Source organism: Rhodoferax bucti (assembly GCF_005876985.1).
GTDB classification, from domain to species: domain Bacteria; phylum Pseudomonadota; class Gammaproteobacteria; order Burkholderiales; family Burkholderiaceae_C; genus Allorhodoferax; species Allorhodoferax bucti.
In genome coordinates, this window is record NZ_VAHD01000006.1 from 140,262 (window position 1) to 153,917 (window position 13,656).

Annotated in this window: 9 protein-coding genes and 1 pseudogene; 5 read left to right on the forward strand and 5 right to left on the reverse strand. The window is 62.4% G+C overall.

Annotation, left to right across the window (positions count from 1 at the left end; translation table 11 throughout):
• Positions 1–30: 30 nt before the first annotated feature.
• The 3 genes and pseudogenes from metG to FDM28_RS17435 form a co-directional block, all read right to left on the reverse strand.
• The gene (gene metG, locus FDM28_RS17425; RefSeq protein WP_138517471.1) at positions 31–2,199 is read right to left on the reverse strand and encodes a methionine--tRNA ligase; all 2,169 of its coding nucleotides are present in this window, start codon (positions 2,197–2,199) and stop codon (positions 31–33) included.
• A gap of 386 nt (positions 2,200–2,585) precedes the next feature.
• Positions 2,586–3,398, reverse strand: coding sequence for a crotonase/enoyl-CoA hydratase family protein (locus FDM28_RS17430; RefSeq protein ID WP_138517473.1), 813 nt, complete (start codon positions 3,396–3,398; stop codon positions 2,586–2,588).
• A 581-nt stretch (positions 3,399–3,979) separates the two neighbouring features.
• Positions 3,980–5,998: pseudogene (locus tag FDM28_RS17435) on the reverse strand (oxidoreductase); the annotation flags it as partial.
• 138 nt (positions 5,999–6,136) lie between these two features.
• On the opposite strand from FDM28_RS17435, the gene FDM28_RS17440 reads away from it, so the two are divergent.
• Positions 6,137–6,673 carry a PadR family transcriptional regulator gene (locus FDM28_RS17440; RefSeq protein ID WP_138517477.1) on the forward strand — a complete coding sequence of 179 codons (537 nt, stop codon included), beginning with the start codon at positions 6,137–6,139 and terminating at the stop codon, positions 6,671–6,673.
• Between the two features lie 95 nt (positions 6,674–6,768).
• Here the strand turns inward: FDM28_RS17440 and FDM28_RS17445 are convergent, their stop codons facing one another.
• A complete protein-coding gene (locus FDM28_RS17445; protein WP_138517479.1) occupies positions 6,769–7,383 on the reverse strand; it encodes an FMN-dependent NADH-azoreductase in 615 nt (204 codons plus the stop codon).
• A 115-nt stretch (positions 7,384–7,498) separates the two neighbouring features.
• Here FDM28_RS17445 and FDM28_RS17450 point away from each other — a divergent pair, with 115 nt between their 5' ends.
• Positions 7,499–8,434, forward strand: coding sequence for a LysR family transcriptional regulator (locus FDM28_RS17450; protein ID WP_138517481.1), 936 nt, complete (start codon positions 7,499–7,501; stop codon positions 8,432–8,434).
• 4 nt (positions 8,435–8,438) lie between these two features.
• Here the strand turns inward: FDM28_RS17450 and FDM28_RS17455 are convergent, their stop codons facing one another.
• Positions 8,439–9,722 (reverse strand): patatin-like phospholipase family protein, encoded by a 1,284-nt coding sequence (locus tag FDM28_RS17455; RefSeq protein ID WP_420853042.1) that lies wholly within the window; start codon positions 9,720–9,722, stop codon positions 8,439–8,441.
• A gap of 122 nt (positions 9,723–9,844) precedes the next feature.
• Here FDM28_RS17455 and apbC point away from each other — a divergent pair, with 122 nt between their 5' ends.
• The 3 genes from apbC to FDM28_RS17470 all read left to right on the forward strand — a co-directional run bounded on the left by apbC (position 9,845) and on the right by FDM28_RS17470 (position 13,551).
• Positions 9,845–10,936, forward strand: a complete 1,092-nt coding sequence (apbC, locus tag FDM28_RS17460) for an iron-sulfur cluster carrier protein ApbC (protein ID WP_138517485.1) — start codon at positions 9,845–9,847, stop codon at positions 10,934–10,936.
• A 16-nt stretch (positions 10,937–10,952) separates the two neighbouring features.
• The gene (locus FDM28_RS17465) at positions 10,953–11,900 is read left to right on the forward strand and encodes a LysR family transcriptional regulator (protein ID WP_138517487.1); all 948 of its coding nucleotides are present in this window, start codon (positions 10,953–10,955) and stop codon (positions 11,898–11,900) included.
• A gap of 109 nt (positions 11,901–12,009) precedes the next feature.
• Positions 12,010–13,551: a methyl-accepting chemotaxis protein gene (locus tag FDM28_RS17470; protein ID WP_138517488.1), complete on the forward strand. Its 1,542-nt coding sequence runs from the start codon at positions 12,010–12,012 to the stop codon at positions 13,549–13,551.
• Positions 13,552–13,656 lie beyond the last annotated feature (105 nt).

The following is a 13,656-nucleotide window of genomic DNA, read 5'->3' on the forward strand; positions in this document are numbered from 1 at the left end:
GCTGTGCCTGACGGAAAAAGCCGCTGTGCCTTAGTGGATGCGCATGCCGGGCTGGGCGCCGGGCCAGGGGTGCAGGATGTGGATGCCGGGCTGCGCAGTTTCATCTGCGTGGCTGGCAGCAAGAACCATACCCTCGGAGATACCAAACTTCATCTTGCGCGGCGCCAGGTTGGCCACCAGCACGGTGAGTTGGCCCACCAGGTCTTCGGGCTTGTACATGCTGGCAATGCCACTGAACACATTGCGTGTGGTGGGCTGGCCTTCGGCGTTTTTCTCGCCCACATCGAGCGTGAGACGCAGCAGCTTGGTGGAGCCTTCTACCGCTTCGCAGTTCACGATTTTGGCAATGCGCAGGTCGATCTTGGCGAAGTCATCAATGCTGATGGTGGGGGCCAAGGCCTCGCCGCCGGGTGCATTGGGGTCAGCAGGAATGGCTGCCGGTGCTGACTTTGCTACTTTTTTAGGAGCTGCTTGCGCAGGTTCTGCGGGCGCTACAGCCTCTTTCACTTCAAAAAGCGCGTCCAGTTGCTCGGGGGTGACGCGTTGCATCAGGTGTTGGTAGGGCTGGATGGCTTGCACATCGCCGGCCACGTTCCACTGCTGCATGTCCACGCCCACAAAGCCTTGCACCGCTTGCGCCAAGCCGGGCAGCACGGGCGAGAGATAGCGGGTGAGCGTGGCGAAGGTGTTGATGAGCACCGAGCACACCTGGTGTAGCGCCTGGTTGTTGGCCACATCCTTGGCCAAGTCCCATGGCTTGTTCTGGTCCACATAGGCATTCACCTTGTCGGCCAGCAGCATGATCTCGCGGGTGGCTTTGCCGTATTCGCGGGCTTCGTACATCTGGGCGAGTGCATCGCTGGCGCCACGCACTTCGGCTAGCAGGGCTGCACCGGTGGTGCCGAAGTCGCTGGTGAGCTTGCCGTCAAAACGCTTGGTGATGAAGCCGGCAGCACGAGAAGCAATGTTCACGTACTTGCCAATCAGGTCGCTGTTGACGCGCGCCATGAAGTCGTCGGCGTTGAAGTCGATGTCTTCATTGCGGGCGCTCAGCTTGGCAGCCAGGTAGTAGCGCAGCCACTCGGCGTTCATGCCCAGGCTCAGGTACTTGAGCGGGTCCAGGCCGGTGCCCCGGCTCTTGCTCATCTTCTCGCCATTGTTCACGGTCAGGAAGCCGTGCACGAACACGTTGTTGGGCGTCTTGCGGCCGCTGAACTTCAGCATCGCAGGCCAGAACAGGGTGTGGAAAGTGACGATGTCTTTGCCGATGAAGTGGTACTGCTCGGTGTCGGCGGCGGCGATGTACTCCTCAAAGCTGCGCGTATCGCCGTGCTTGGCCTTGGGGCCGCCTTTGTCGAACCAGTTCTTCAGCGAGGCCAGGTAGCCCACGGGCGCATCCAGCCACACATAGAAGTACTTGCCCGGCGCATCAGGAATCTCGATGCCGAAGTAGGGCGCGTCGCGGCTGATGTCCCAGTCGCCCAGGCCTTCGCTCTGGGTGCCGTCCGGGTTGGTGCGTACGGAGAACCACTCTTTGATCTTGTTGGCCACTTCGGGCTGCAGTTTGCCGTCTTGTGTCCAGTTCTCCAGAAACTCCACGCAGCGTGGGTCCGACAGCTTGAAGAAGAAGTGCTCAGAATTTTTGAGTTCGGGCTTGGCGCCGGAGAGGGCGGAGAAGGGGTTGATCAGGTCAGTAGGCGCGTAGACCGAACCGCAGACTTCGCAGTTGTCGCCGTACTGGTCCTTGGCGTGGCACTTGGGGCACTCACCTTTGATGTAGCGGTCTGGCAGGAACATGTTCTTCTCGGGGTCGAAGAACTGCTCGATGGTGCGCACTTCAATCAGGCTGCCATCGGCGCGGTCGCGCAGGTCACGGTAAATCTGGCGGGCCAGCTCGGTGTTCTCAGGCGAGTGGGTGCTGTGCCAGTTGTCAAAGCTGATGTGAAAGCCGTCCAGGTACTGCTTGCGCCCTGCCGCGATGTTGGCCACGAACTGCTCGGGCGTCACGCCGGCCTTTTCGGCTGCAATCATGATGGGAGCGCCGTGCGTGTCGTCCGCTCCCACGAAGTTTACCGCGTTGCCCTGCATGCGCTGGAACCGCACCCAGATGTCGGCCTGGATGTATTCCATGATGTGGCCGATATGGAAGTTGCCGTTGGCGTAGGGGAGGGCGGTGGTGACGAAGAGTTGGCGGGGCATGGGGAATCGACTTTCACAGAGGAACCGGTGATTTTAGTCGGGGCGTGCTTGTGTTCCGGTTTTGTGGGGGATCAGGCGGGCTGGGCGTTTTGCTCCGTGTCCCCCGCCCGCTGCGCGAGCTCCTCCTTGACCTGCGCAAAACGCCCAGCCCGCCTGATCCGGCGAGGATGGTTCGAGGCAGTTGCGCAAAACAGGCAGCCGCCCCACTCCTGACGTGAGGAGGTTTGCTTGCCTGGAAAATTCTCCATCGCTTCGCAGCAGCAGGCTGGGGGTGCGTGCCGCAGCGAGGTCAAGGAGGAGCCCGCAAAGCGGGCGGGGGACACGAGCGGAGGTACGTACCCTCAGCCTGCTGCGTGCTCAGCAAAAACGCAGGAGCGAACCGTAGCTCAGTCCTTGAACACCGGCGCCCGCTTCTGCATGTTGGCCGTCATCGCCTCGGTCAGGTCTTGGCTCATCAACATGGCAGCGTTCCATGTGGCGATGTAGTTCAGGCTGTCGGCCACGCTGTGGTCGCGGGCGTAGGTGATCATTTCTTTGGTACCGCGGATGGACAGTGGGGACTTGGCCGCAATCGTCGCGGCAATCTCTTGCACCCCGGCGTAGAGCGCCTCGCGGCTTTCAAATACGCGGTTCACCAGGCCGATGCTCTTGGCCTCTGCGGCGTCCATCTTGCGGCCGGTGTAAGCCAGCTCGCGGGTGATGCCGTCACCTACCAGCTTCGGTAAACGCTGCAGGGTGCCCACGTCGGCAGTCATGCCGATGTCGATCTCCTTGATGGTGAAAAACGCATCGGCGCTGGCGTAGCGCATGTCGGCGCAGGTCACGAGGTCGATGCCGCCGCCAATGCAACCGCCATGGATGGCCGCCAACACGGGTTTGCGGCAACGCTCCAGGCTGGTGAGCGTGTCTTGCATGTCCAGAATCATGCGGCGCAGGCTCTCGCGCATGCGGCCATCGCAGTCGTTGGCGATCTGCGGGCCGATGCCCATCATCATTTGCAGGTCGATGCCCGCGCAGAACAACTTGCCTTCACCTTGCAACACCGCCACCCGCGCCTCCGGCGTGCGGTCCACCCACTCAAAGGCCTGGCGGATTTCCTGCCACATGGTGGCGTTCATGGCGTTGGCTTTGTCGGGGCGGTTCAGGCGGATGGTGGCGATGTGCGCGTCCAGCGTGACCTTCAGGGTTTCAAACTCCATGTGTGTCTCCTTTTATGTGCCAAATAGGCTGCTGGCGCCCATGGAATGTGCGCGAGCAGCTATTGTTTTTATAGTGTTGATGAATCCAACCTTCAGGCCTTGGCGGGCTTCATCATGGCCATATAGGGCGCCAGTCGCTTGCCCATCTCGTCGCCTAATGCTTGCAGGCCGCTCATGGGGCGCACCATGACTTCAAAGTCGGTGATCTTGCCCTCGGCGTCGAATTGCACCATGTCAATGCCCTTGAGCTCTTTGCCATTCACCCGGGCGCTGAACTCCAGCACCAGGCTGTGTCCATCGGCACTGGCCAGTTCGCGGTGGTACTTAAAGTCTTCAAACACTTGCACCACGTTGGTCAAGATGACTTGCACCGCCTGCGCGCTGGGGTAGGGCGTGTGCGCCATGGGCGAGCGGAACACGGCCTTGCGGTGCAGGATGGTGGGCAGCTCGGCCAGGTTTTGTTCGGCAATCATCTGGTGCCACAGCTTGAGGCTGGCCGCCACCGGGGCAGGCAGGGTTTGCGCCAGCGTGGGAGCTGCACCAGCTTGTGCAGACTCGGCGGGTGCTGCGCCAAATGCCAAGGCGAGCTCGGTGCCTTGCTTGATGGCACGCTTGGCGTCCAGCTCGGCAGCTACATCGGCACCGCCAATCAGGTGCACATTCACGCCTGCGGCTTGCAGCTCGGCCTGCAGCGCGCGCTGTGGGTCCTGGCCTGCACAGACCACCACGTTGTCCACGGGCAGCACCATGTCCTTGTCTCCCACGGTGATGTGCAGGCCCGCGTCGTCCACCTTGCGGTAGGTTACGCCGTTGATCATTTCTACCTCGCGGTTCTTGAGCGAGGTGCGGTGAATCCAGCCTGTGGTCTTGCCCAGGCCGTCGCCCACTTTGCTGGTCTTGCGCTGCAGCAGGTAGACCTTGCGTGGTGTCTTCTCAATGTGCGCGGGTTTCAAGCCACCGGCGCTGGCATAAGCGGTATCCACGCCCCATTCGGCAAAGAACTTGGCCTGGTCCAGGCTGGGGCTGGTGCCTTCATGCAATAGGTACTCGGCGGTATCAAAACCGATGCCGCCCGCACCAATCAGCGCCACGATTTTGCCCACGGGCTTCTTGTCGCGCAGCACGTCCAGGTAGCCCAGCACTTTGGGGTGCTGGATGCCTTCGATCTCGGGCATGCGCGGTGTCACGCCTGTGGCCAGCACCACGTGCTTAAAGCCGGCCGCTGTCAGGTCTTGTGCGCTTACTTTTTGGTTCAGCTGCAGCTTCACGCCAGTCAGCTCAATCTGTTTGCCGAAGTAGCGCAGCGTCTCGTAGAACTCTTCTTTGCCGGGCACTTGCTTGGCCACGTTGAATTGACCGCCGATTTCGCTGGCAGCGTCATACAGCGTGACATCAAAGCCGCGCTTGGCCGCTTCGGTAGAAAAGGCCAAGCCGGCCGGGCCTGCGCCCACTACGGCAATGCGCTCTTTGCTGGGGGCGGGGCTGTCCACCATCAGGGTCTCGTGGCAGGCGCGCGGGTTCACCAGGCAGCTGGTGATCCTTCCGCCAAAGGTGTGGTCCAGGCAGGCCTGGTTGCAGCCGATGCAGGTGTTGATCTGGTCGGCTTTGCCCTCGGCCGCCTTTTGCACAAACAGCGGGTCGGCCAGGAAGGGGCGGGCCATGCTCACCATGTCGGCTTGGCCGCTACTGAGGATTTGCTCTGCCACTTCAGGCGTGTTGATGCGGTTGGTGGCAATCAGCGGAATTTTCACCTTGCCTTTGAGCTGCTCGGTGACCCAGGCGAACGCGGCGCGCGGCACTTTGGTGGCGATGGTGGGAATGCGGGCCTCGTGCCAGCCGATGCCGGTGTTTAGGATGGTGACGCCAGCAGCTTCCAGCGCTTGGGCGAGTTGCACCACCTCTTCTTTGGTCGAGCCGCCTTCCACCAGGTCCAGCATCGAGAGACGGAAGATGATGATGAAGTTGGCGCCTACCCGTTCACGCGTCTTGCGCACGATCTCCAGCGCGAAGCGGATGCGGTTCTCATAGCTTCCGCCCCATTCGTCATCGCGCTGGTTGGTTTGCTTGGCAATGAACTCGTTGATCAGGTAGCCCTCAGAACCCATGATCTCCACGCCGTCGTAGCCCGCGCTTTGGGCCAAGGCCGCTGCGTTGGCGTAATCCTCAATAGTCTGGCTCACTTCTTCAGAAGTCAGCGCATGGGGGCGGAAGGGGCTGATGGGCGCCTTCAGCGCACTGGGAGCCACCAGTTCGGGGTGGTAGGCGTAGCGGCCGAAGTGCAGGATCTGCATGCAAATCTTGCCGCCTGCCGCGTGAACCGCGTCGGTCACTACTTTGTGCTTGTCGGCTTCCTTTTGCGTGGTCATGGCGGCGCCGCCGGGCATGGGGCGAGCGCGGTCGTTCGGCGCAATGCCGCCGGTCACGATCAGGCCCACACCACCCTTGGCGCGTTCGGCGTAGAAGGCGGCCATGCGGGTGAAGCCGTCCTTGGCTTCTTCCAGGCCCACGTGCATGGAGCCCATGAGCACCCGGTTTTTCAGGGTGGTAAAGCCCAAATCCAGAGGGGCGAGCATGTGGGGGTAGGTGAGCGTGGCAGTCATGGGTGTCTCCTGTTGTGTATTCGGGTGGCCGGCGGGCACCAAGGCACGCGCAGCTATGCAACCAGTTGCAGTGTAGAAGTCTAGCCATATTTATGCAACTGGTTGCATAGTTAGAGTGCTGCCCTTAGACTCGCCCGCATGTCGCTTGCCCATGCCGTGCTTACTTCGCTGATCGAAAAACCGTCCTCAGGGTACGAGCTGGCGCGGCGGTTTGACAAGTCCATCGGCTACTTCTGGCACGCCACGCACCAGCAGATTTACCGCGAACTGGCCCGCATGGAAGAGAAGGGCTGGATCGTCTCTGACAGCGCGCCCGACGCCGGTGCCACTCGCAAACGGGAGTACAAGGTTTTGCCGGACGGCCGGGCAGAACTGGTGCGCTGGACCAGCGAACCTGCTGCGCCCATGGATTTACGGGATGAGTTCACCGTCAAGCTGCGCGCCGATGCTGCTTTGAATGAAGTGGACTTGAGTGATGAACTGCGTGCCCGCATAGCCCAGCATACCGAGCGGCTGGCGCACTACCGCGCGATTGAAGCGCGGGACTTTGCGCGGGGTGATGCCATGCCGCGCGCGAAGCGGCTGCAACATCTGATTTTGAAGAAGGGCATCCTGTTTGAGGAAGGCAGCATCGCCTGGGCGCAGGAGGCGCTCGCGGTGTTGCAAGGCGCGTAGAGGTTCTGCCGCCCCAAACAACAAAGCCCGGCAGAGCCGGGCTTTGTTGTTTGCAGCAATGCCAACCCTTTCAGGCTGGCCTGCAAAAGGGCTGGTTAAGCCGCCAGTTTGGCAATCGCGTTCGCGGCTTCACCCAGGGCTTCCGCCTTCTTGGCGTCGCCCATGGCCACGCCCTCAGCGCGCACAAAGCGCACATCGGTGATGCCCAGGAAACCGAACACGGTTTGCAGGTAGCTCTCTTGGTGCTCGGCAGCACGGCCCCAGTCGTTGGTGGAGTACACGCCGCCGCGGGTGGAGGCCACGATCACGGTTTTGCCGCCAGCCAAGCCCTTGGGGCCGGTTTCGGTGTAGGTGAAGGTGCGGCCGGCTTGGGCGATGCGGTCGATCCACGACTTGAGCTGGCTGGGGATGCTGAAGTTGTACAGCGGTGCGCCCACCACGATCACGTCGGCCGCGAGGAACTGGCTCACCAGTGCTTCAGAAATCGCGTTTTCGCGCTTCTGGCCTTCGCTCAGGTCGGCAGAGCCGGCAGGCATGCGAAAGCCCAGAGATTCAGCGGACAAGTGGCTGGGCGCGTCAGTGGCCAGGTCCAGATATTCCACGGTGGTGCCGGGGTGGGTTTTGACCCATTGCGCCGTCGCGTCTTGGGTCAATTGGCGGGAAACCGAGTTGGGGCCGAGGATGCTGGAGTCGATGTGCAGGAGTTTCATGGCAGTTTTTCAATGGAAGGTGGTTCGATGGAACTAGTGTCATTGAATGGCGAATGATTGATAAGTCTGCATATTTGCATTAGATTGTTCTAAATTTAGAACAATCAAAGGCCTTATGCACGACACCAATGACATGCTGTACTTCGCCGAAGTGGTGGAGCGGGGTGGGTTTGCCGCAGCCGGGCGGGCGCTGGGTATGCCCAAGTCCAAGCTCTCGCGCCGGGTGGCCGAGCTGGAGAGCCGGCTGGGCGTGCGCCTGCTGCAACGCACCACCCGCAAACTGTCACTCACCGAGGTGGGCGAGGTGTATTTGCGCCATTGCATGGCCATGCGCGAGGCGGCCGACGCGGCGGCCGAGGCCATCGAGCAAGTGCAAACCGAGCCGCGCGGCACCATCCGCGTCGCCTGCCCGGTCACGCTGGCGCAAACCACGGTGGGGCCCATCATGGCGTTGTTTCTGGCGCGCCACCCCTCGGTGAAGGTGGACATGCGCATCAGCAACCGGGTGGTGGATTTGGTGGAAGAGGGCATCGATGTCGCCCTGCGGGTGCGCACCACCTTGGATGACAGCGGCAGCCTGGTAGTGAAGCGCTTGGGCGAGTCGGCGACGGTGCTGGTGGCCAGCCCTTTGCAACTGGAGCGCCAGGGCCAGCCCGCCTCGATTGACGACCTGGCCCACATGGACACCGTGGCCATGACCGTGGTGGACGGCCGTGCCAGCCTCGTGTTGCAGGGGCCCGATGGCGCCAGCCATACGCTGGTGCACCAGCCGCGCTATGTGGCGGATGACTTGCTCACCCTCAAATTTGCAGCTTTGCAGGGCACGGGCATGTGCTTTTTGCCGGACTACATGTGCCGGCGCGAGCTAGAAGACGGCCGCTTTGTGCATGTGCTGCCGGGGTGGGCGCCGCCGCGCGGCATCTTCCATGCGGTGTACCCGTCCCGCCGTGGCATGGTGCCGGCGGTGCGGCGGTTTTTGGACTTTTTGGCCGAACACACCAGCAACGAGGGAATGCCCAAGCTGCCGCCGGGTTGCCCGTCTATAGGGTGAGCTCTTAGCGAAGGCGCAAAGGGTCCACGCGCCGCTCGGGCCGCGCGCTAGCCGCCAAAGCCCCCGGCAGAGTGTCCGCCTCCGGGTCGGTCCAGCCGAAGAATTTGCACACCTCGGCCCGCTGGGCTTTGGCGTCGGCGTAGCCCAGCGCCATCAGCTCGGTGGTGTAGCCGCTCTCAAACAGCAGGTAGCTGGCCAGCGCGGCGCCCTTCACATCGGCCTTGGCGGACGACACGCCCACGCCGCCCAGCATGGTGCGCACGGCGTGGGGCAGGTCTTGCACATGGCGGGAGGCGACGGCATCCAGCCGCTGGCTGGGCGCAATCACCAGCAGCTCCACCGGGCGCAGGGCGCTGCCCTTGCGGGCTTCCTCGGGCACAAGTTTGATGGTGTGGTTGATGCGCTGCACCCGCTCTACATCCACCGCGAGCGCATCCAAAAAGATGTTCGACAGCGCGTGCCCCGCAATCTGCGCAATGCTGGGGTAGCTGCTGGTGGTGTGCAGGTGGGCCTCGTTTTTAGGCTCGTGCATGCGCCCGGCGCCGATGACCAGTATGCGTTCTGCTCCTAAATGAATAGCGGGTGCCACCGGCGCGCTCTGGCGCATGGAGCCGTCGCCAAAGTATTCCTCGCGGCCGTTGATATGCAGCTGGGTGGCCGGAAACACAAACGGAATGGCGCTGGACGCCAGCAAATGGGCATGGGTGATGCGGTCGCGCACGGCGTAGCGCTGGGTGCGCACCCAGGGCATGAGGCGCTTGTCACCCTCAAAAAACGTGACGTGGTCCCCGGTGCTGTAGCTGGAAGCGGTGACCGCCAAGGCCCGCAAATGTCCCTTGCGCACCAGCCACGGCACCCGCTCCAGCGGCACCAGGCTGTGCAGCAATTCGCCCAATGGGCTGTTGTCCAAGAGCGAGCGGGGCTTGATGCGGCGCCACTTGGCCAGCACCCAACCCAGCGAGAGCAATGTGAGCCAGGTGGCCCCGGAGCGCAGCATGCTCAGGTGGTCGGCCCGGTACACCTCGTGGGCGTGGAAGTTTTTCCAGGTGTGGGCAATTTTGCGCACGGTGCCGTCAAAGTCATCCGCACCACAGGCCAAGGCCGAGGCATTGATGGCGCCGGCCGATGTACCGGCGATGATGGGAAACGGGTTGGGCTGTGCACCCGCACCGCAGGCCAGCCGCAAATCGGCAATGGCCTCCAGCACGCCCACCTGGTAGGCGGCACGCGCGCCACCGCCGGTGAGCAGCAGCCCGGTAACAGGGGGCGGAGTGTGCGGGGCAGACATGCTGTGCATTATGAAAGTCCGGCACCACTTGTAAACCACCCATCTGCGGTGTTTACCCTGAAGCACCGGCTCACGATGCGGGAAAGCGCACTTGGATAGACTCTGCCGCTCAGGAGTACCCCATGGCATTGACCGAACAAACCCTCTTAACCGCCCTGCAGGGCGTGACTGACCCCAACACCGGCAAGTCTTTTGTTGCCAGCAAAAACATCAAAAACGTCCAGATCCACGGTGGTGATGTGCAGTTCAGCCTGGAGCTGGGCTACCCCGCCCAGAGCCAGTGGCCGGAGTTCATCGGCGCGTTGACCACGGCCGCCATGGCTTTGCCTGAAGTGCAGGCGGTGGACATCGATGCCAGCACCCTGGTGGTGCCCCATGCGGTGCAGCGCGGTGTGCAACTGCTGCCGGGGGTGAAAAACATTGTGGCCGTGGCTTCGGGTAAAGGCGGTGTGGGCAAGAGCACCACCGCTGCCAACTTGGCGCTGGCGCTGGCCGCCGAAGGGGCCCGCGTGGGCCTGCTGGATGCCGATATTTACGGCCCCAGCCAGCCTATGATGATGGGCATTGAAGGCCGGCCCGACACGGCCGATGGCAAAACCATGGAGCCGATGGAAAACCACGGTGTGCAGGTCATGTCCATCGGCTTTCTGGTGGACGGCGACCAGGCCATGATTTGGCGCGGCCCCATGGCCACCCAGGCGCTGGAGCAACTGCTGCGCCAGACCAACTGGAAAGACTTGGACTACCTGGTGGTAGACATGCCCCCCGGCACCGGCGACATCCAGCTCACCCTGAGCCAGCGCGTGCCCTTGACGGGCGCGGTGGTGGTTACGACCCCGCAGGACATTGCCCTCTTGGATGCCAAAAAGGGTATCAAAATGTTTGAGAAGGTGGGCGTGCCGATTTTGGGCATTGTGGAAAACATGGCGGTGCATGTGTGCACGAACTGCGGCCATGTGGAGCACATCTTCGGTGCTGACGGCGGCAAAAAAATGGCCGAAGGCTATGGCATGGACTACCTCGGTGCCTTGCCCTTGGCCCTGCACATCCGCGAGCAGGCCGACAGCGGCAGCCCTACTGTAGTGGCTGAGCCGGATAGCGAAGTCACCCAGCTGTACAAGCGGATAGCCCGCCAGGTGGCGGTGAAGATTGCGGCGCAGTCCAAAGACTTCTCCAGCAAGTTCCCCACCATCACCATCAGCAAAAACAGCTGACAACGGTGCGCCCGGTATGAACCTGCTTTCCTCCCTGCGGTATTTGGTGGCGCTCGACGAGCACCGCCACTTTGCCCGGGCGGCGCAGGCCTGCCACATCACCCAGCCAGCGCTCTCCAACGCCTTGCGGGCGCTGGAGGAAGAGTTTTCGGTCGTCATCGTGCGGCGGGGGCGCACCTTCATCGGCTTCACGCCTGAGGGAGAGCAGGTGCTGGAATCCGCCCGGCGCATGCTGCACGAGCACAAGGTGTTGGCCCAGTCGCTCTCCAGCACGGCCGACCGGCCTACCGGGCGGCTGTTGATTGGTGCGGTACCCACTGCAGTGCCGATTGCGGCGCGCTTTGCGGCCATGCTGCAGGCCCGGCATACTGATCTGATGCCGGTGGTGTTGTCGCTGAGCTCCACCGAGCTGGAGCAGCGGCTCGAGAGTCTGTCGATCGATTTGGCCCTGGGCTACACCGACCGCATGAACCTGCGGGAAGTGCAGCTCACGGCGTATCCGCAGTACAACGAACACTACTTCTTGTTACGAAAAGCCGCGAAGCCCCACGCGGTCGAATTGCAAATCGGCAAGCCCATGGAATGGCGGGCTGCGGCCGATCTGCCCTTGTGCCTGTTGACGCCCGAAATGCACAACCGCACCATCGTGGATGCATCGTTTGCGGCAGCAGGGTGCAAGCCGCGCGCCATTATTGAAACCAACTCCATCCTCACTATGGCGCTTTCTGTGGTGGCCGGCCAGGTGTGTAGCGTCATGCCCGGGGCGCTGGTGGCGGCGGTGCGCGGGTACCGCGAGCTCGAAGCGCTCCCCTTGGTGGCGCCGCAGGTGCTCACGCCCATCAGCTTCATGGCACATGCCACCGTGCGCCCCTCGCGGGCCATGGAGGCCGCCCTCGTCCTTGCACAAGATGGCGCTTGGTTGCGCCATGCCGCTGCACATACGGGACTTTTAACCTCCCATTAGTTTGATTTAAATCAAACAAACGGGTGTACAAACGCTAATTCCCCTAATTCGGGGAATTTGGTAGGGTCTCTGCCGCAGGGACAGCCCCCCGTTTTGGAGAGTGACACCGATGTTTTTTTTCACCGGACTACAGCGCCGTATCGACGCAGGCGTACGCCAACTGACTGCAGGACTCACCGGGGGCTTCTCACTGGACACCGCGCACCGGGTCGATGTGCAGGGCCGCCAAGTTGCCACCTTGCGCAGCGGCGCGCGGGTGCTGAACCTGGATTACGACCTGCCAGATGGATTTACCCGCCAAACCGGCATGGTGGCCACCGTGTTCGCCCGTGACGGCGACGACTTCATCCGTATCACCACCTCGGTGCGCAAGCTCGATGGCGAGCGTGCGGTGGGCACGCCGCTGGACCGCTCGCAACCCGCCTACACCGACGCCCTGCAAGGCCGTGCCCATGTGGGTTACGCCATCATTTTCGGCAAGCAATACATCGCCCATTACGCGCCCCTGAAAGACAGCAGTGGCCAAGTCATTGGCATCTTGTTTGTGGGGCTGGACATCACGGCCTCGCCCGGGTTGAGCTTGTCTGCGGCCATGGCGTGGCGTATCTCGGCGGTGTATGGCACTGCGCAGCTGGTTTTTCTGGGCCTCAATGGGCGGCTGGACAGTGCGGTAGAGCTGGGCATGGGCGTATTCATGGTTGGCCTGCTGTGGTGCACCACCTATGCTTTGATGAACCGCTATGTAGCAACGCCCTTGCAAGCCGGGCGCAGCGCCTCGCAGCGCATGGCCGCAGGCGACCTGACCCGCCAGGTGCATGTCGCCAGCCGCGACGACATCGGCCAGGTGCTGATGTCCATCAACAGCATCAATGTCGGCTTGGCCACCTTGATCAGCAAGGTGCGCAGCGCTTCCGAGGTGGTGTCCATGGGCACAGAAGAAATTGCCGATGGCAATGTGGACCTGGCCAACCGCACCGAAAAGCAGGCGGGCGAAGTGAACGCCGCCGCCTCAGCGGTGCACGAGCTCACTGCCACCGTGGCCCAGACCGCTGAGCAAGCGGCTCAGGCCAATAAGCTGGTCAGTACCATGTCGGCCGTGGCCAGCGGGGGCGGTGCGGTGGTGCACGACGTGGTGAGCACCATGGGGCAGATTTCGGCCAGCGCCAACAAGATCAACGACATCATTGCCTTGATCGAGGGCATTGCGTTCCAAACCAATATCCTGGCCCTGAACGCTGCCGTAGAGGCCGCACGGGCCGGGGAGCAGGGGCGTGGCTTTGCGGTAGTGGCATCCGAAGTTCGCAGCCTGGCGCAACGCTCATCCACGGCCGCCCACGAAATCAAGGACTTGATCAGCGCCTCGGTGAGCAGCGTGGCGGCCGGTAGTGTGCTGGTAGACAAAACGCGCCAGAGCATGGAGCAAATTACCGCTTCCATTGCGGAGGTGGTGCACTACATCGATGGCATTGCCCACGCCAGCCAGGAGCAGCGTGCAGGCATCGAAAACGTGAACCGCAGCGTGTCAGAGATCGACCAGATGACGCAGCAAAACGCCGCCCTGGTCGAAGAGGCCGCCGCCGCCGCCATGCGCATGCGCGACCAGGCCCACACCTTGACCGACGCGGTCAACAGCTTCAAGACCCAACCCTGAATGCCGCATTGCAGCATTTAGTTTTTGAATCAATGCATGTGATGAATCCATTGGACGCATTCTGCTTGACCTGTGACACTTCGTCCGCCCCGTTGGACAGCGGCG